We start from the raw sequence: 19,462 nt of genomic DNA, 5'->3' as shown, positions 1-19,462 counted from the left end.
CGTTTTGCAATGCTGTGGCAAGCAGGTGGGGGAGAAATCATGGACTACATGGATAATATCCGCAATAAGCTGGCGCTGCTGCCGGACCTGCCCGGATGCTACCTGATGAAGAATGAAGAGGGCACCATTATTTATGTCGGCAAGGCTAAGGTGCTGAAGAACCGGGTACGTTCTTATTTTACGGGCAGCCATAACGGCAAAACCCAGCGGCTAGTTGCCAACATCGTGGATTTTGAGTATATCGTTACCTCGAGCAATATGGAGGCACTCATTCTGGAGTGCAATCTGATCAAGAAGCACATGCCGCGTTATAATGTGCTGCTGAAAGACGACAAGACCTTTCCTTATCTTAAAATAACCAATGAAGCTCATCCGCGCCTGGAGGTTACGCGCCGGGTGCTTAAAGATAAAGCCAAATATTTCGGGCCGTATCCGAACGCCTATGCCGCCCACCAGACCAAGAAGCTGCTTGACCGGATGTATCCGCTGCGCAAATGCGGTGTGATGCCGAAGGAAATCTGCCTCTATTACCACATGGGCCAGTGTCTTGCGCCGTGCGAGAAGGAAGTTCCGAAATCCGCTTACGAAGAGATTACCCAGAGCATTGCCGGCTTCCTCGGCGGCGGGCATGAGGCGATCAAGAAGGATCTGCAGAAAAAGATGCAGGAAGCCGCAGAGGAATTATATTTCGAGCGGGCCAAGGAGCTGCGCGACCAGATTATTCATATCGATGCCCTGATGGAGAAGCAGAACATCAACACCCCGGATACCCGGGACCGCGATGTGTTTGGGTATGCCGTGGACAAGGGCTGGATGTGTGTGCAGATTCTGTATATGCGCCAAGGTAAAATGATCCAGCGGCACTCCTCGGCCTTCCCGTTCTATGGGGAAGCCTACAGCGATTTCATCTCTTATGTTACGCAATATTACAGTGATAATCCGGCGCTGCCGCAGGAGATCCTGCTGCCGGACAGCCTGCGCGAGGACAGTGTGCTGTATCAGTCCGCTAAGCCGGTGATCGCGGTGCGTGCCCCGGCGGAGGAGGACATCCTCGGTTCCGAGGGCGCGCCCGAATCGCCGGAGGATGCCGCAGAGCGCGAGGCCGCTTCTCTGGAGGCGGCAGCCGCGGGTGTTGTCGATGCCGCCGGGGGCGCAGCTGCGCTGCAGGAATGGCTCGGCGTCAAGGTGCTGGTGCCACGGCGCGGCCTGAAGAAGCAGATGGTCGGCATGGCCTGCCAGAACGGCAAGGTGGCGCTTGACGAGAAGTTCCGCTTAATCGAGCGGGACGAGGAACGCACCTCCGGGGCGGCCATCAGCCTGGGGCTGAGCCTGGGACTGGACAATCTGAACCGGATTGAGGCGTTCGATAACTCGAACATCCAGGGAACCAACCCGGTCTCCGCGATGGTTGTGTTTATCGACGGCAAGCCGGCCCGCAAGGAGTACCGCAAATACAAGGTCCGTACTGTACAAGGACCGGATGATTACGAAACGATGCGCGAGGTCATCCGCCGTCGTTATGAGCGGGTGCTGAAAGAGGATCTGCCGATGCCCGACCTTATTGTGGTCGATGGCGGCAAAGGGCAGATCTCGTCGGCGATTGATATTCTGCAGAATGAGCTGGGCCTGTTCATCCCGGTGTGCGGGATCGTGAAGGATGACAAGCACAAGACGGCGCAGCTGCTAATCGGCGATCCGCCGGAGCCTGTGGCGCTTGGCAGGGACAGCCAGGAGTTCTACCTGCTGCAGCGGATTCAGGACGAGGTTCACCGCTTCGCCATCACCTTCCACCGCGAGCAGCGGGGCAAATCGATGGTGATCTCGAAGCTCGATTCGATCCCTGGGATCGGAGATAAGCGGCGGAAGCTGCTGCTGAAGCATTTTGGTTCGCTCAAAAAAATCAAGGAAGCCTCGATCGAGGATTTCCGTCCGCTCTCCATCGGCGAGAAGCTAGCCGGCCAGATCCTGGCCGCGCTGCGTGACGAGGACCCGCTAGCCCCAGGCGCAGCTGAGCTGGAGTCTGAGCCAGCCAGTGAATAACAAACAACAAGCAGCGATTCTCCGGTTACTGGAGGATCGCTGCTTGTTGTTTGAGGAGGCAGTTGCCGCTTGCTTCAGCAACTGCCGGGCAAGCTAAAGCCAAGCAACTGCTGCCGTCCGCGCAGCGGCATTCGCCGAAATGAAAGGCAAAAATGCCTCTGAATCTGCTCGCGCAGCGGCATCGGCCGAAATGAAAGGCAAAAATGCCGCTGAATCCACCCGCACAGCGGCATTCGCGGCAATCAAAGGCAAAAATGCCTTTGAATCCGCTCGCGCATCGGCATCCGCCGAAATGAAAGGCAAAAATGCCTCTGAATCCGCCTGCGCAGCGGCATCGGCCGAAATGAAAGGCAAAAATGCCTCTGAATCCGCTTGCACAATGTGTCCCCAAGAAAAGGGGTGCCCTCAGCCACATGGCTTGAGGGCACCCCTTTTTTTGACCGCTAAGCTTAACCGTTGCTCAGTATAAAGACTTGCGTGCTGCGGGGAAAGGCTCCGCCGGAGGTCTCCTGCGGTTGAACCAGTACACGATATACGCCACCAGGAATGGCAGAATGATTGACACCGCTCCAGCAGTGATATTAACCGGCTCGCGCATGAAGATCAGCGAGCTGCCGATCAGGATGCTGTCAAACACGACATGGCTGAACATGGCAGCGATGAAGCCGTAGCGCAGAAAAATATAGCTGAACAGCAGCCCCACCACGGTCAGCTCGATCGGGCGGGAACTTACCGGATAGATCGGATACAGCGTATGGCCGAAAGCCCAGATCAGGGTGGTGATCAGGCAGGCGGCAAAGGTGTTGCGGACGATTTTTTGGAGCATTCGGATGCCGAACAGGCGATAGATAGCTTCCTCGGACAGTCCCGCCAACCAGGCAACTGCCGGCAGCAGCCAGGCATATTTCATATTGAAGGGCGACTGCGCCGGATCTGTCGTATACCAATTGTTCAAGGTAAAAGACAGCACAAGGAACATAAGGCTCTGCACGCCGAGCAAGACGAACGCCCATACGTAACCGACCTTGATGCTGTCCAGCACGTATTGGCCATAGCCCGGCTCATGGGCCCGGGGCCAGGGGTTGAGACCTTCCTCCTTGCGCCACAGGCCATCCCCTGCCACCAGCGAGAAATAGAGCATCAGAGACATCAGGAGGCTGAACAGGGTGTAGATCACAAACAGAATGAGGGCATTGAGCCGCGCATCCGGGCTATCCGAGAACGTCTCAGGCAGCGAGTTGTAGGTGCTGCCCATCATGATGGCGAAATGGACCACACTGAGAAACGCACCCCGGGCAAAGGAAGTATGGCTCCTTCTCAGGATACTATAGATCAGCGCGAGCAGGGCAAGTGCGATGGTAGGCAGATAATAGCCGTACAGATTCAGCCTTGTGCCGAGGGTAACCTGGTCCTCCACATAGGAGGTATGCCAGCCCGGCGCGGTGAATCCGGCCTTGAACTGGTTAACTTTGCCCTGAGGGGAGAAGCTGAACTTATACATCAGCCGCGACTCGCCGATGGTCACGGAGCTGTTGCTGTACACCAGCGTGAAGTCTCCTGTCCCAGGCTCTATTTGCAGCTTGGAGGGATTCACCCCCCATTCCTGCAGCCAGGGGCGGGCCAGACTCTCCTGCTGCTGCAGGGATAGAGGAGCGGCATCTTCAGAGGCTGCAGCCGGGCTGCTGCCCGCTGAAGTGCTCCTGCCAGTGCCGCCTGAGGCCGAAGTCTCCGCCTGAGTGGAGAAGCCGACAGGTTCTCCTGTATACATATTGAGATCCACAGACAGATTGCTGACCGCAGAGCTGGCAGGGTACAGGGTGACGTGAAAGACATCAAACGGATACCGCTGGTCCAACTGCTGCTTGGCATATTCGCCCAGCAGCTTCTCCCGTGACATATAGCCGTAGAAATCGGAATCGGACTGGTAGACAACGCCCCAGTGGTCCTCTGCGTCTGCCTGAAGCCCAAGCTTCTGTGCCGCAAACCTTGCGGCCTGTGCTTTGGCTTCGCTTTTGCTGATAACGGTGGTGTCAGTGTCCGGTGAGCTGGACATCAGCTGTGGATAGATCTGGAACAGCGCGAAGAGCAGGACACCGATGATCCCCGCACTAAGCAGTCTTTTGGACAAAGCTCGCTGCTGTAGGGGCTGGCCGACGGGATTCATGAAACGCCTCCTTGGAATGAGAATGACCATGACTCTTCTAATTATAAGGCCGGAAACCGGATAGTTACAAAAAGCCATATTAACCTTTTACGTGAAACAAGCTGTTAATATGCTTCTTTTACAGAGAATCTGTTCTGAGGGCGGCATCATTATCTGCATTTACAGCCAGCTGGGTATACATATATTGTGCCCCAACCAGCACACTGAGAGTTGCAACCGGCAGGCCGATCAGCGCCACTAGCCCAAGTCTGGAATAATCGGGAAGGACGCTGCTGACCAGTGGCTCGTGCAGGATAACATTCTTCACAAATGCCTGCTGAAATGGGATCAGAACATAGAGCGGAAGCATCAGTAGCGCCAATACCTTGGATTTCATGAAATAGTAGCTGATCTGCAGCAGCCCGAGGGCAAGGGTCAGCACCAAGGTATAGGTTAGAAAAGAAAACAGCAGCCATTGCAGTGATTCCGCCAGCGGGAAGTGGGTCTTCTCGCTAAATAATGGACCTGTCAGGAGGCCAGCCAGCGCTGATAGGCCTAGTACAACATTTACACGTGAAGCTGCAACCCATACGGAAGCTATAGACGACAGCAGCAGCCGCAGGCGGCTCTGCGGGAAGCTGAGCCACCAGATCAGCTGCTTGCGTTCAAATGAACTGCGCATCATCATCCACATGGTAGCGCCCAAGGTTGGAACAACAAACAGCATGGGAATTAAAGGCAGCGGATCTGTGGAAGATGTAGACAGCCAACAGAATAACACGGCTAACCCCAGCGGAATGCAGACCTTCGCTGCCTGAACGCTCTTCAGCCCGCCCCATTGCCGCAGGCGGCTGGAATCCAGCTGGTACAGCGCAGCGAAGCCGGACGGGTGACCTGAAGTCTTGTGGGCACGGGTTATGCGGCCGCTTGCCTGTACGCGCCGCTCTCGTGCATACCTTGGCCGCTCCAGCGCGGTCATTCCATGACCGGCGATCCGCTTCAGCAGCAGCCAGGCGGCTGGCCAGCCGAACAGTAGGACAGCCAGCGTATAGAACAATACATAAGGAGCAGAGCTATATTTATAGTCATACCATCCCAGTATAGGCGCATTTACGAACGGAAGCACCATGAAAGGAAGCAGCCAGAGCAAGAGGTAAGGGATAACGCCCAAGACGGGCAAGCTGCTCTTAAACAGGCTTGAGGCTAACCCGAACACGATACTGACCGGCAGGATGCAGATGGCGAAGGCAGCATGTGCCAGCATCGTAATCAGCCATTCGTTGGTGGATAGTGGCGCATAGTAGCCGGACTGAACCAATACGAAATAGACAGCCGACTCTGCGAGCAGGATCAATAAGGCGAAATTTCCGCTGAATCTGAGCATACTGAGAGCCTTGGCCGTGACCAGCAGCCGACGGGGGTGAGGAAAGGTCAGCAGCCATGCCTTATGGCCTGCGTAAGGCTCTCTCAGCATATGCAACATTGAAAAGTTGCTGGATAGTATCCAGATTAACAGGGAGCCAGAGATAAAAGGGGCGCGAGGCGCTGTATTCTTGCTCAGCAGATAAGACGCAGCTATCACCACCATGCAGAGGATCAGGATAAATCGGAACCACTGCTGTTTCCTCCCATGCCCAGACAGACCGTACCGGCTGTACTCCAGCCCGGTTAATAGCTTCAGCGCAGTCATGCGAAGACCTCCCGGTAGCGGGATTCCACGGATTTGCCGCTCGTGCGCAGTGCATCCACGTCTTCAATCGCCTGAATCCGTCCGCCGCCGATCAGAATCAGCCGGTCAAACAGCAGCTCCATCTCGCGGATATCATGGGTGGCAATCAGGAAGGTGCGTGTGCCGTCGGCGAGCTCACCAACGACTGTGGAGGCAATCACTTCCCGTGAGATCAGATCCACTCCTGTAAAAGGCTCATCGAGAATAATCAGCGGAGCTTGTCTGGACAAGCAGGTCAGCAGCTGCAGCCTTGCTTCTTCTCCCCGCGAGAGGGTGGAGATCATTGTACCCTGCCGCACTTTGAGCTGCTCCAGCAGCTGTGCAGCCCGGCTGTCATCCCAATCCGGGTAGATACCCCCGGCATAATACAGCCATTGCTCTACGGTCAGCCACCCCGGCAGCTGGCCGCGGTCAGGCAGCAGGGACAACAGGCCAAGCTGATCTACCCCCGCAGGCTTGCCGAAGATATGTGCGGTCCCGGAATCAGGCTGGGTTAATCCGGCCAGAATCCGCAGCAGCGAGGATTTGCCGGCCCCGTTCGGGCCGAGCAGGCCGGTGATGCTTCCTTGGGGGATCTGGAAGCTTATGGCGTCCAGAATCTTTTTTGTCTTAACATGAAGGGATAATGCTTCACATTGAACAGCGGGAATATCCTGCGGCAGCAACAGATCGCGTGAGTTCATCATCATCCTTGTTCCTCCTCGGCAAGCTGCAGCATCTGCTCGGCGGTCAGACCAAGCGAACGGGCAACCTCTTGTAATTGGCTTACGGCATCTCGAATAATCTCCTTGCGGGCTTCCATAATAATATCCTCCTCTTGAGTAACGAAGGTTCCTTGGCCGCGGTACGTGACAATCAGGCCCATCCGTTCCAGCTCCTGATACGTTCTTGCCGCCGTGGTGGGGTTAACTCCCCGGGCGGAGGCCAGCTCCCTTACCGAAGGCAGGCGCACCCCCGGAGGAATGATTCCGCTGACAACCCGCACCCGGATCGCGGCGACAAACTGCTCATAAATCGGCAGCGACGGGTTAATCTGAAACTGCTGCGGCAGCAGATCAAAGGTTTGATCCATGTGAATCTCCCTTCTACACATATTTATTAAGGCCAGAAGTTAGTGTGTGGAGGTAAACCATACACTTTATGTATGGAGTGTACCACCTCTCACCATACAATATCAAGTCAAATATTTTTGTGATGTACGGAAATAACGGTTATAATTTGTATGCCTAATCTATCATTCGATGGATAGAATGTTTAGCAGATTGTTTGTAGGAAAGTGAAGGTGAGAAGTTTGGTTTCACAGATTCGCAGGTTGTTTACATTCAGGCTTCTGAAGCTCTCCCCCCCAAAATATTGGTGTTAGGATTCGCCGCCATTATCATGATTGGGACGCTGCTGTTGATGCTGCCGGTCTCCAATACAAGCGGGTATGCCCTGAACTTCATGGATGCCCTGTTTACCTCGACCTCGGCAACCTGTGTGACCGGGCTTGTAGTAATGGATACAGGGACTTCCTTCACCATTTTTGGACAGACTGTCATTATGGTGCTTATTCAAATCGGGGGTCTGGGTTTCATGACCATGGCCACCTTGTTTGCTTTGGTATTGAAACGCAAAATTTCATTAAGGGACAGGCTGATCCTTCAGGAAGCGATGAACCAAGGCTCGATGGAAGGCATTGTGAAGCTGATCCGCAGGGTGCTGATCTATTCGCTGGTAATCGAGGGAGTGCCGCGCTGCTGCTGGCGGTGCGCTGGGCATTTGACATGCCGCTGGGACGGGCGATATATTTCGGAGTGTTCCACGCGATCTCGATGTTCAACAATGCCGGCTTTGATATTTTTGGCGATTACCGTAGCTTGACGGGCTACGTCTATGATCCGCTGGTGAATCTGGTGGTCATGTTTCTGATCGTTTCCGGCGGGATCGGTTTTATTGTGATGGCTGACCTGATGGATTACCGCCACAAACGCAGGCTCTCGCTGCATAGCAAGGTGGTATTGTCGGCGACAGGGGGGCTGATTGTGATAGGCGCTTTGGTATTTCTGATGTTTGAGTTCACCAATCCGCTGACGCTGGGCCGTCTGAATTTCGGCGGCAAGCTGCTGGCCGCGTTCTTCCAATCAGTGACGCCGCGTACGGCAGGGGCGAATACACTGGATATTGCCGGGCTGCGACAGGCCTCGCAATTCTTCACCATTATTCTGATGTTTATCGGCGCCTCTCCAGGCTCGACCGGCGGCGGGATTAAGACGACCACCTTCACCCTAATGGCCGGAGCGGTGATTTCAATGCTGCGTGGTCGTGAGGACATTGTACTGTTCCGCTACCGCCTGGCCCAGGAGCGCGTGTTCAAGGCATTGACAATTACGCTGCTGGCCCTGCTGCTGATCGTTTCGGTTTCCATGATTCTGTCCACTACAGAGGATTTTAATTTCCTGATGATTCTGTTCGAGACGACGTCTGCTTTTGCCACGGTGGGCTTAAGTATGGGAATGACCCCGGAGCTCTCGTCTGTCGGCAAAATCCTGATCTGTCTGACGATGTTCGCCGGCAGGCTGGGATTGCTGACATTGGTATATGCACTGGGTCCGAAACAGGGTAAGGTCTTATATAAGTATCCCGAAGGTAAAATGATTATTGGATAAGGAGTTAACCGGATAATGAAACCACAGCAATTTGTAGTAATTGGTCTTGGCCGTTTCGGTTCGAGTCTTGCCCTGGAGCTGATTGAGCTGGGTTATGAAGTGCTCGGCATCGATCATCAGGAGGAACGCGTAGAGGAGATGGAAGGCCAGCTGACTCATGCCGTAATGGCGGATGCGACGGATGAGGGCATTATGCGTTCGCTTGGTGTACGCAACTTCGACTGCGGAATCGTGGCGATTGGCGATAATATGGAACGCAGCATTCTGGCTGCGATTCTGCTGAAGGAGCTGGGCGTGAAGCAGGTGGTGGCCAAGGCGATTTCTATTCTGCACGGACGGGCGTTGTCGCGGCTGGGGGTGGACCGGGTGATTTTTCCGGAAAAAGATATGGGCATCCGTGTGGCGCATCAGCTGGTCACGCCCAATCTGCTCGATTATATCGAAATTTCCAAGGACTATAAGATTGTGGAGCTGATTGTGCCTGAATGCATGGACGGCAAGAGCCTCTCCGAGCTGAACACACGGGCCAAATACGGCTGCAGCATTATTGCGCTCAACCGCGAGGGCGGCGGGGATAACAGCATTATCGTGGCACCTACCGCGCATGACCATTTGAATAAAGGTGATATTATGGTCTTGATCGGCTCCAATGAGAGTATCGAGCGGTTTGAGGACGAGGCTGTGAATGTGGAGTAAAGTGAAGTGAAGTGCCTGTAATCCTTAAATACCCGGACTTGTATCCGGGTATTTTGCTGCGGGAACATCTTTAATTTTTTTCTAATTTGTTGAATAATTTTCTTAAGCATATATATAATGTTTCTTGAAATGTTAAAATAACAGTATAGTTTGAAAAACCTTTATGTAAGCGTTATCATATATATTTTGCCGTATCTGTAGAAATAATAGGGGGAGCAAAAAATGAAAAAAACACCGGTGATGCTGCAGCTGGCATTCATCCTGTTCTGCATCATGGCCGTTCCGACAGCCATCCTCACGTGGTATAGCGGGGCACAGATATTACGGAACTCAGAGGCAGCCATCGGGGAATCCGCGCTCACCGGGCTGAATGCCAACCGTAGGCTGAACGAGAGCGCACTCGGCAACCTGGCACAGGATACGGCACGTTTGGCTGCCACAAATATTTTTGACCGCATCCGCAGCTTTGAGACGTACGATGAAATTAACTCCAATTACAATAATGTAAGCCTGGCGCTGTCAGTGACGAAAGAGCTGCTGAACTTGAACCGCCGGGTAGACGGTGTTTACTCTTCGTACTTTTATTTGAATGATTCGGATTATGTGTTTTCTACTGACAATAGCATCACGACGCTGGAGCGTTATGAGTCGATCGAATGGATCACAGAAGCGCTTGAGGGACGGAGAGGCATCAGCGGTGTGTGGGTTCCCCGTAAGCTGGAGACGGGCGTCAATGTTGTATCGTATGTGTATCCCCTCAATCGTCTGTCATCCACCACCCGCGGGATTATCGTAGTCAACATGAGAGAGAGCCAGATCGGCAAATATCTGCATGCTACAGAGGTTGGCGACAGCAACTACCTGCTGCTGGACTCGGGTGGCAAAGTAATTTCCTTCAATGATCAGTCACTGCTGCTCTCCGACGGCCTAAAGCTTCCCTTCCTTCAGGAGATACTGAACCAGGAATCAAGTGAAGGCTATACGTTCCGCGAACTGGATAGCAACCGGATGGTATACGCATGGAGCCGCTCGGCATTGTCCGGATGGTGGAATGTAAGCTGGAGCTCCATGGATGAGCTGATGATGAAATCACGGGATATGCAGGGGAATATCATTCTGCTTACCGGTGCTATCATACTACTCGGGACGCTACTTGCCATCTTTCTGGCAACCTGGCTGTCAAGGCCCCTCAGGCAGCTGGTGCGGACGATACGCTCCAAAAGTGATTTGGGCGTGGTGAATAAAAATGAGCTTGCCTTCCTGGACATGGCATTCAAACGCATGCAGGAGGAGGAGGAAAGTCTATTCCAGCTGCTGCAGGAGCGTGAACAGGATACCCGCAGTCTCGCCGTTCACCGTCTTTTGCGCGGTGAGATTCCGCCCCGGATCACGGAGGCTTTTCCGGAAGCGTGTTACAGAGTCGTCGTTGTCTCCATCGACCAGTACAGACGATATGTGGGCAATACCAATGTGGAGACACGCAGTTATCACCGGTATCTGCTCAATGCGAAGTACGAAAGCTGTTTTCCCGAGGGGATATTGGCCCGCAGTGTCTATCATAACGACGGCTGTATAGTTATTGTGCTGAACTTTACTCCGGAGGAGCGCGGGGAGAAGGGCGTCCTGATTCATCAGGCGCTGGAGAAGATCCGGGACGAGTCGCTCGAATTACTGGAACATTCGGTTACGATCGGAGTAAGTGATTTGGCTGATGCACCCGAAATGGTTGCCCTGCGGCTATTTGAAGCGATGGAAGTCATTAAGCGCCGGATGATTAATGGTGCCGGAAGCATTATGTACTGGCACGATGAAGAGGAGATCAGCCGTAAATATCTCGATTCCGAAAGCAGCGAGCGGCGGATTCTCAACTTTCTGGATGCCGGCAATCTGGGCGGGATATTCAAAGAGCTTCAGATCATCCGCAGCGAGATCTCTTCCGAAGACAATATTTCCTACGATAATATTATGTTCATCTATTATCAGCTGATGGGGGCTACTATCAAGCACCTCCGCGAGAATCATATCGGCACGGGACGGATGATTATGGGCAGAGGCAACGTATACTCCATTCTCGCCGCATTGGATACACTGGACGAACTGGAGGAATATCTGCATGATTTTTTCTGTGAAATCGTACAGAGCCTTGACCGCAGCACCAGTGAAACCAATCACGGGGAACGGATCATTCATTACTTGAAGGAACATTACCGTGAAGAGATTGTGTTCGAGGATATGGCCAAGGAAATTGGCATCAGCTACTCCTATATGCGTAAGATCGTGTATGAGCAAACCGGGAATAGCATGATAGATTTTGTGAATCAGCTGCGTATAGAGAAGGCCAAGGAGCTGCTGCTGGATACCGAGCTGACGATCAAGCAGATTGCAGCAGAGGTTGGCTATTATAATGTTCAGAGCTTCAACCGTTTTTTCCGCAAATACGAAGGCATGCCGCCGAGCAGCTACAAATCGGCTAAGAGCAAAAGCTCCTAGAAGAAACTTTTGGGAATATCCGCACCGCTTTCAATCTGGTCCATCCAGATTGAAAGCGGTTTATTTTTGCGAATGCCTATCAAATTTGATCATGATTAGGATGCGGATGCCGGTGGAATCGCATCCCAATCAAAATTGATGGTGATCATCAATACTCATGATTTTCAAGATCAGGCAAAGGGGATAGCATAGAACTCAGGGCCGGTGAACATAGGCTGGCAAGGAGAACATTTGAGGCAGGAGGTGAAAATTTGAAAGTTGGAAGCGCTTCAAAAACAAATTATGCCCCTCTATTAGAGAAGAAACAGGGCATCGGGTATTATTTACGGCGTGATTGGCAGCTTTATCTGCTCGTACTGTTTCCGCTGGCTTTTGTAATCGTATTCAAATATTTGCCGATGACAGGACTTGTAATCGCTTTTAAGGACTACAAGATTGCAAGAGGCTTCTGGGGCAGTGAGTGGGTCGGGTTCGAAGTCTTCCGGGATCTCTTCTCCAAGCCTGATTTCGCCAGGGCCGTCCGCAATACGCTGCTGCTCAACGTTCTTGACCTCTGCTTCAGCTTCACGATGCCGATTGTGCTGGCCCTGCTGCTGAATGAGGTCAAAAGTGTAAAGTTCAAACGCGTAAATCAAACATTGCTGTATTTGCCTCACTTCCTGTCCTGGGTCATTATCGGGGCCATCGCTTACCAGCTTCTTAGCGAGGGAGGCGGCGTTGTCAACAATTTAATTGAACTCATGGGCGGTAACCGTATCCGGTTCCTGCAGGAAGACAACAACTGGCTGATCAGCTATCTGGCCATCGGTGTGTGGCAGAGTATGGGCTGGGGCACCATTATCTACCTGGCGGCCATGAGCGGGATTAACCCTGAGATGTATGAAGCGGCTACCGTCGATGGAGCAGGACGCTGGAGAAAAGTATGGAGTATTACCGTTCCTTCCATCCGTGCGACCATTGTGACCTTGCTGATCATGGCCCTGGGGAAAGTGATGGACGGCTCATTCGAGCGTATATACTCTCTGCAGAATAAGGCCACCACAGAGTTCACAACAACCATACCGGTTCTGGTATACCGCTGGGGGATCGAGAGCGGCAATTTCAGCCGGGCGACAGCCATTGGATTATTCCAGTCCGTCATCGGTATTATTCTTGTAATCATGGCTGACCGCGTAGCTAAGAAGCTCGGCGAGGATGGAATATTGTAGAAAGGAGAGGAACCATGAAAGCAACAACCGGCAACCCTGCCGCACCCCATAAAGGACGTATAGATATCTGGGAATTGCTGATCCGCCTCGTCATAATCATAGCTTCGCTAGTGTGCCTGTTGCCGTTTATTCATGTCGTATCGAAATCCCTGAGCTCTGACTCCTTTGTCATTGCCAATAAGGTCTTTCTGTGGCCGCAGGGCTTCACCATCGAAGCGTACAAGAAAATCTTCGCGGATGCCAGTATACTCCGTTCATTGTACATCTCGGTTATCGTGACCGTACTGTTCACTATTCTGGGGATGATTCTGACCATCTGCGCCGCGTACCCGCTGTCGAGAGCCCAATTTAAGGGCCGCAGGGTAATCACCTTCATCTTCCTGTTCACGATGTACTTTAGTGGAGGTATCATCCCGGACTATATGAACATTAACAATCTGGGACTGATGGATACGATATGGTCACTGGTTCTACCGTTGTCGTTCAGCGCCTTCAATCTGCTGATTATGAAGACCTCACTAACGAGCGGTATTCCCGTAAGTCTGGAAGAATCTGCGCGGATCGACGGTGCCGGGCATTTTCGAATCCTGTTCAGCATTGTTCTGCCGTTGTCCAAGCCGATTATGGCGACACTTTCTCTCTTCTACGCGGTTGGACGCTGGAATGCTTACCAGGATGCATTGTTCTATATTAAGCATGAGACCTCACTGCGGCCGCTGCAGCTCAAGCTGTATTATCTGGTCATTCAGGCGAGTGAAAGCTTCCAATTGGAAGCAACCCAGGTACAGCTCAGTAATCCGGAAGTACTTAAGGCATCAGTTGTTGTATTTGCTACCCTGCCTATTGTCTGCGTGTATCCTTTTGTCCAGAAATACTTCGTTCAAGGTGTTATGCTCGGCGCGGTCAAGGAGTAATCTTGCGCTCTAGTATATAGCAAATCTATTGAATTCGAAAATTAAAAGTGGGGGAATTGCGATGAACAAAAAAAGATTGGTTTCGTTAATGATGGCATCTGTCATGACGGCCGGTATGCTGGCCGGATGCTCCGGGGGAAATAACAACGCTAAGAATGCCAACACTGAGCCTACCACTGCCCCGGCAGAAACAGCAGCAGCCACGAACCAGACCGAAGGGAGTTTTCCTGATTACTCCAAGGGCTTCGAGAAGAAAGTCTCTCTGGATATTCCGGTCTACGAACGGGCGTATGAGGGCTGGAATGTGTCCGACAACTATTATACCCGCTGGGTACAAGCGGAATTTGGCGACAAATACAATATCGAAGTAAACTACGTGCCGATTACCCGCTCCAAAGAAGTAACGGATTACGAGCAGCTGCTGGCGTCGCATAAAGCTCCTGATATCATCTTCCATTACGATATGCCGCAAGCGCTTACCTATTACGGCGAGGATGTTATGCAGCCGCTGGACTGGGCTGAAATCGAGAATTATGCTCCTGCCTATTGGAAAAGCATGGGCGAAACCATCAAGCAGTATGGAGTTGTCGATGAGAAGAATACCTTCTTCTTCGCCGCCCGTCCTGAAGCCGACAACTTTGTCAACATTATCCGCAAGGACTGGGTTGAAAAGGTTGGCATGAAGGTTGAAGATTTGACTTCGCTTGAGAAGTACAATGAGATGCTGGTGAAATGGAAAGAAGCCGGTCTAGGTGTGACCAGCGGAAACTTACAGCAGAACTTCTTCAACTTTAACTATGCCTTCCGTGAATGGCCGGTCGACGCGAAATACCGTGCGCTGTATTCCGACCTTAGTGTGGCTGATCTGACCACCGCTGATACAGAGGCTTACTTGCGTAACCTGAACTATCAATATAATAATGGCCTCATTGATAAAGAATTCTATCTGCGTAACGACGAACCTAAGGTTAAAGCGGAATTCGTTGCCGGCAAAACGGGTAACTTTAACTTCTATCTGGCCAACAATACGGACGTCTTTGCTGCTACCCTGCAGAACAACCCGGATGCTGAATTTGCCGTAGTGCCTCCTTATGCAGGTGTTCCGGAAGGCAATAAGGCTCAAGGACGCGCATACTGGCCATTCGGCTTCATCATGGGGATTAACTATGAATCTACGCCTGAAGAACGCGCTGCAGTCTGGATGTATCTTGAATGGCTCAGCCAGCCGGAGAACCTGTTCAAATTCCAGAACGGTATCGAAGGGGAGAACTATACGCTTGACGCAGACGGCATCGCTCTGAAGAATCCGGATTATAAAGGCGAATCTGTCCTGGCACAGAACAATAACAAGGACTACTGGGGCCTCGTGACCGAAATTGCGCAGTATCCGGATGCGGCCAAAACCCGCACGGCTAATCTCCGCAACTGGGCGCCGGCCGGCTACGAGACTCTTGCTGATGATTTAGTGAAGTATTATGATGAAGTTGCGGAATTCCGCACGCCGGATGCTCTGTTCAACGTTGTGCTTGAAAAGGTAAACGAGTATAAAGCGGACCTGAATACGCTGTTCCAGGAACTGTACGTGAAGGTCGTATTGGCTCCGGAAGCTGAATTCGACGCCACCTATGAAGCAGCCAAGAAGACTTACCTGGATGCAGGCTACCAGGAAATCCTTGATGAGAAGCAAGCAGCCATTGATGCAGGCAAGTTCCGTTAATACGATTTCGTAAGAACAAGCTGAGCATAATAGAATAACCGCCCGGGCACGCAAACACCTGGCAGGCTAATCCGTAGCGATATGGGTGCTTGCCGGGTGTTTGCCTGTTATTCGTGTCTGGACAGGTAGATCTCCTCCGTCACCTGCACCAGGCTGCGTGCAGCGGTGCTGAGGGCGCCGTCGTCGCGGTAGATCAGGCAGGTTGTCCGCTGCGTCTGCTCCAGTTCCTTGATATACAGCGACACGAGGCCGCCCCCATTCAGCAGCTCGGGCCGCAGATAGGACTTCGGCAGCAGCGCGGCGGCTTTGATCGTCGGCAGCAGCCGGACGATCGCCTCGAAGGAGTCGATCTCCAGCCGCACATCCGGCTCGATTCCGCTGCGCTGGAAGAGGTCGTCGGTCAGGCGGCGGTACCAGGTGCCTTTGGAGAACAGCAGCATGGGCAGCCGCGAGAGGTCATCCATGGTCAGCTTGGCAGACAAGGCCAGCGGATGCTGCCCGGAGACTACCAGCCGCAGCTGGTCCTCGAACAAGGGGATGCAGCGCAGCCCCGGCTCCTGGACCATGGAGGCGATAATGCCGACATCAGATTTGCCTTCGCTGACCGAAGAGACAATCTCATGGGTTTTGCCGGTAATCAGCTTCAGCTCCGCCGCCGGAAACTTCTCCATATAGGCATTCACCAACGGAGGCAGCGTCGTCTGCAGCGTAGTAAGGCTGGCGCCGAGCGTCACAAGCAGCGGCTCGCCTTCCTTGAATTTGGACAGCGCCTCCAGGAAACGGGAACGCTGCTGCCGCTGCTCCAGAGCATAGGTATAGGTGAGGCGTCCAACTTCGGTCAGCTCAAGTCTTTTGCCATGACGGGTGAACAGGGCCACTCCCAGCCGCTCCTCCAGCTTCGATATTTTGCGCGAAAGGGCAGGCTGCGAGAGGTTAAGTTGGCGGGAGGCACGGTTCAGGCTGGAGTGCTCGACCACTGCTGCAAAAATATCCAAATCATCATACATCAAGCATCGCTCCTTCTGATTTCATGCTGCCGGAAAGTGATGAAGTTCATAGCTTTTACTAATTCTGTGTCTTACGATTTACAGTAATCCAAGGAAAAGCTGAGCATAGAGCCGCTAAGTTTGTTGCTAAATGAGAATTATTATCATATAAAAAATATTCTTATGCAATTATTGTATAACGTTTAATAATTAGATTGCAATTCCCTTATAAGAGAAAAAAGAGTAACATGAAAAGTGACACAAGATATTCACAAATTGTGAATAATAGAGCAAAGTCCGGGGAAACGATAGATAGCGGTGATAAGGGCGAACTAAATGCGATAATCTTCCAGCCACTTACCTGTTTCAACTGTAGTCCCGGCGGTTTATGCTCATTAATGAAAACGCTGTTTTTTAATGCGAAAGGGGACTGCACAGTATGAAAGGGTTTTATTCCAGAAAGATTCATTCCTTGCTAGGCGTTATCCCGCTTGGGGGCTTTTTCCTAGAGCATATGCTGACGAATTTCGCAGCAGTTGAGGGTGGCGCTTCCGGTTTCACCGACAGTGTGCTGTGGCTGAACAGCCTGCCGCTCGTCTTCTTCCTGGAATTGTTCGGCATATGGCTTCCTTTGCTGTATCACGGAGTCTATGGGCTGTACATTGCCTACCAATCCAAACCGAACCTGAACCGCTTCAACCTGGAGCGGAACTGGCGCTACACCCTGCAGCGTGTGACAGGGATCATCACCTTTATTTTTGTAGTCTGGCATCTGTACACTACCCGCTTCCAGGTAGCACTTGGCAAGGTGGAGCATGACGAGCTTGGCGGTGTTATGCACGACATGGCAACACAGCCGTTAATGCTGGCGTTCTTTGTAGTGGGTGTGGTGGCAGCATGTTTCCACTTCTCCAACGGACTCTGGTCTTTCCTGATCAGCTGGGGGATCACCGTCGGACCACGCGCACAGCGTGTATCCTCTTATATGTGTATGGGCCTGTTCGTACTGATTACCTTCATGTTCCTGCTGTCTCTGTTCACCTTCCGGAACGATGAATTCCAAGCTACAGCGGCTGTGATACGGTCCTTATCCTTAACCTGATAACTAATCAAACTTATAGGAGTGAACGACCAATGGCAACAGCAGATATCATTATCGTGGGCGGCGGGCTCGCTGGTCTGATGGCTACGATCAAAGCGGCAGAGTCCGGTGCACATGTTCATTTATTCTCACTGGTACCCGTCAAGCGCTCCCATTCCGTCTGTGCGCAGGGCGGCATCAATGGTGCGGTGAATACCAAGGGCGAGGGAGACTCGCCCTGGGAACACTTCGACGACACCGTCTACGGCGGTGACTTCCTGGCCAATCAGCCTCCGGTAAAAGCGATGTGTGAAGCCGCTCCCGGCATCATCCACCTGATGGACCGCATGGGAGTGATGTTCAACCGCACGCCGGAGGGACTGCTCGATTTCCGCCGGTTCGGCGGCACGAAGCGGCACCGTACCGCTTTTGCGGGCGCGACTACAGGGCAGCAGCTGCTCTACGCGCTTGATGAGCAGGTGCGCCGCTGGGAAGTGGAAGGGCTCGTTACGAAAAGCGAGAATTGGGAGTTCCTCTCCGCCATTATCGACGACGAAGGCGTCTGCCGCGGCATCAGCGCCCAGAACCTGAAGACGATGGAGATTGAGACCTTCCCGGCGGATGCGGTCATTCTGGCCAGCGGCGGTCCGGGGATTATTTTTGGCAAAACGACCAACTCGGTCATTAACACCGGCACCGCGGCCAGCGCCGTCTACCAACAGGGTGTGCATTATGCCAACGGCGAATTCATCCAGATCCATCCGACGGCCATTCCGGGCGATGACAAGCTGCGGCTGATGTCGGAATCGGCGCGCGGTGAAGGCGGGCGGATCTGGACGTATAAGGACGGCAAGCCGTGGTATTTCCTTGAGGAGAAATATCCTTCTTATGGAAACCTGGTGCCGCGTGATATAGCTACTCGTGAGATTTTTGATGTATGTGTCGATCAGGGTCTGGGAATCAACGGCGAGAACATGGTCTACCTCGACCTGTCGCATAAGGACCCCAAGGAGCTGGACGTGAAGCTCGGGGGGATCATTGAGATCTATGAGAAATTCATGGGCGACGACCCACGCAAGATTCCAATGAAAATCTTCCCGGCAGTCCACTACTCGATGGGCGGCATGTGGGTCGACTATAACCAGATGACCAACATTCCCGGCCTGTTTGCGGCAGGCGAATGTGAATATCAATACCATGGGGCGAACCGGCTGGGTGCGAACTCGCTGGTATCGGCGATCTATGGCGGCATGGTATCGGGTCCCAAGGCTGTGGAATATATCAAAGGCCTGAAGAAATCGGTGCAGGATATCTCCTCTTCCGTATTCGACGGCTTCCACAAGAAGCAGGTCGACAAATTCGAATCCCTGCTGGGAATGTCAGGTACGGAGAACGCTTATGTGATCCATAAAGAGCTGGGTGAATGGATGACAGCCAACATGACGGTAGTGCGGAACAACGCGAAGCTGGAAGCCACCATCGCCAAAATCAAAGAGCTGAAGGTGCGCTACGGCAACATCAACATGAGCGACACCTCGCGCTGGAACAACCAGGGCGTGGCCTTCACCCGCCAGCTGTGGAATATGCTGGAGCTGTCGGAGGCCATGACACTTGGCGCGCTGCTGCGCAATGAGAGCCGGGGCGCACACTATAAGCCGGAATTCCCGAATCGTAACGATGAGGAGTTCCTGAAGACGACGAAGGCCACCTGGAGTGCCGAAGGGCCGCAAATCTCCTATGAAGCGGTAGACGTGTCGCTGATTCCACCGCGTATCCGCGACTATTCCAAGGATTAAGCCAAGCATACGGA

14 protein-coding genes and 1 pseudogene are annotated in these 19,462 nt (G+C 52.8%); 9 read left to right on the top strand and 6 right to left on the bottom strand.

The genetic code is table 11. The features are described from left to right. The first annotated feature begins 9 nt into the window (after positions 1 to 9). Positions 10 to 2,040 carry an excinuclease ABC subunit UvrC gene (gene uvrC, locus B9T62_RS26030; RefSeq protein ID WP_169834436.1) on the top strand — a complete coding sequence of 677 codons (2,031 nt, stop codon included), beginning with the start codon at positions 10 to 12 and terminating at the stop codon, positions 2,038 to 2,040. Positions 2,041 to 2,133: 93 nt separating this feature from the next. On the opposite strand, the gene B9T62_RS26025 is transcribed toward uvrC, so the two are convergent. From B9T62_RS26025 to B9T62_RS26005, 5 genes are all read right to left on the bottom strand, one after another. After that, positions 2,134 to 2,418, bottom strand: a complete 285-nt coding sequence (locus tag B9T62_RS26025) for a hypothetical protein (protein ID WP_087917942.1) — start codon at positions 2,416 to 2,418, stop codon at positions 2,134 to 2,136. Positions 2,419 to 2,500: 82 nt separating this feature from the next. Continuing rightward, positions 2,501 to 4,204: a CPBP family intramembrane glutamic endopeptidase gene (locus B9T62_RS26020; protein WP_157794016.1), complete on the bottom strand. Its 1,704-nt coding sequence runs from the start codon at positions 4,202 to 4,204 to the stop codon at positions 2,501 to 2,503. A gap of 118 nt (positions 4,205 to 4,322) precedes the next feature. Next, positions 4,323 to 5,873, bottom strand: a complete 1,551-nt coding sequence (locus B9T62_RS26015) for a hypothetical protein (RefSeq protein WP_087917940.1) — start codon at positions 5,871 to 5,873, stop codon at positions 4,323 to 4,325. Further along, entirely contained in the window at positions 5,870 to 6,601 is a 732-nt protein-coding gene (locus tag B9T62_RS26010; RefSeq protein ID WP_245864068.1) for an ABC transporter ATP-binding protein, read from the bottom strand. Before B9T62_RS26010 ends, B9T62_RS26015 begins: the two co-directional genes overlap by 4 nt. Then, a complete protein-coding gene (locus B9T62_RS26005) occupies positions 6,598 to 6,984 on the bottom strand; it encodes a GntR family transcriptional regulator (protein ID WP_087917939.1) in 387 nt (128 codons plus the stop codon). Before B9T62_RS26005 ends, B9T62_RS26010 begins: the two co-directional genes overlap by 4 nt. Positions 6,985 to 7,232: 248 nt before the next feature. Here B9T62_RS26005 and B9T62_RS26000 point away from each other — a divergent pair. From B9T62_RS26000 to B9T62_RS25975, 6 genes and pseudogenes are all read left to right on the top strand, one after another. Continuing rightward, positions 7,233 to 8,560, top strand: a pseudogene (locus B9T62_RS26000) (TrkH family potassium uptake protein). A gap of 15 nt (positions 8,561 to 8,575) precedes the next feature. Further along, on the top strand, positions 8,576 to 9,256 hold the full coding sequence (locus B9T62_RS25995; protein ID WP_087917938.1) for a potassium channel family protein: 681 nt from the start codon (positions 8,576 to 8,578) through the stop codon (positions 9,254 to 9,256). Between the two features lie 222 nt (positions 9,257 to 9,478). Next, the gene (locus tag B9T62_RS25990; protein ID WP_087917937.1) at positions 9,479 to 11,746 is read left to right on the top strand and encodes a helix-turn-helix domain-containing protein; all 2,268 of its coding nucleotides are present in this window, start codon (positions 9,479 to 9,481) and stop codon (positions 11,744 to 11,746) included. A gap of 251 nt (positions 11,747 to 11,997) precedes the next feature. Continuing rightward, positions 11,998 to 12,954: an ABC transporter permease gene (locus tag B9T62_RS25985; protein WP_157794015.1), complete on the top strand. Its 957-nt coding sequence runs from the start codon at positions 11,998 to 12,000 to the stop codon at positions 12,952 to 12,954. 14 nt (positions 12,955 to 12,968) lie between these two features. Beyond that, positions 12,969 to 13,868 carry a carbohydrate ABC transporter permease gene (locus B9T62_RS25980; protein WP_087917935.1) on the top strand — a complete coding sequence of 300 codons (900 nt, stop codon included), beginning with the start codon at positions 12,969 to 12,971 and terminating at the stop codon, positions 13,866 to 13,868. Positions 13,869 to 13,929: 61 nt separating this feature from the next. Then, the gene (locus B9T62_RS25975) at positions 13,930 to 15,585 is read left to right on the top strand and encodes a type 2 periplasmic-binding domain-containing protein (RefSeq protein WP_087917934.1); all 1,656 of its coding nucleotides are present in this window, start codon (positions 13,930 to 13,932) and stop codon (positions 15,583 to 15,585) included. A 107-nt stretch (positions 15,586 to 15,692) separates the two neighbouring features. Here B9T62_RS25975 and B9T62_RS25970 read toward each other — a convergent pair whose 3' ends face one another. Further along, positions 15,693 to 16,592, bottom strand: a complete 900-nt coding sequence (locus tag B9T62_RS25970; RefSeq protein ID WP_087917933.1) for a LysR family transcriptional regulator — start codon at positions 16,590 to 16,592, stop codon at positions 15,693 to 15,695. Between the two features lie 418 nt (positions 16,593 to 17,010). Between B9T62_RS25970 and B9T62_RS25965 the strand changes: the two genes are divergently transcribed. Together B9T62_RS25965 and sdhA are read left to right on the top strand one after the other, a co-directional pair. Next, complete coding sequence (locus B9T62_RS25965) at positions 17,011 to 17,673, top strand: succinate dehydrogenase cytochrome b558 subunit (RefSeq protein ID WP_087917932.1); 663 nt, start codon at positions 17,011 to 17,013, stop codon at positions 17,671 to 17,673. Positions 17,674 to 17,705: 32 nt separating this feature from the next. Beyond that, a complete protein-coding gene (gene sdhA / locus B9T62_RS25960) occupies positions 17,706 to 19,448 on the top strand; it encodes a succinate dehydrogenase flavoprotein subunit (protein ID WP_087917931.1) in 1,743 nt (580 codons plus the stop codon). The last annotated feature ends 14 nt before the right edge of the window (positions 19,449 to 19,462 follow it).

It is taken from the genome of Paenibacillus donghaensis, from assembly GCF_002192415.1.
Lineage (GTDB): Bacteria > Bacillota > Bacilli > Paenibacillales > Paenibacillaceae > Paenibacillus_AQ > Paenibacillus_AQ donghaensis.
The sequence above is the reverse complement of the archived record's forward strand: the minus strand, read 5'-3'. Positions and strand labels throughout refer to the sequence as shown.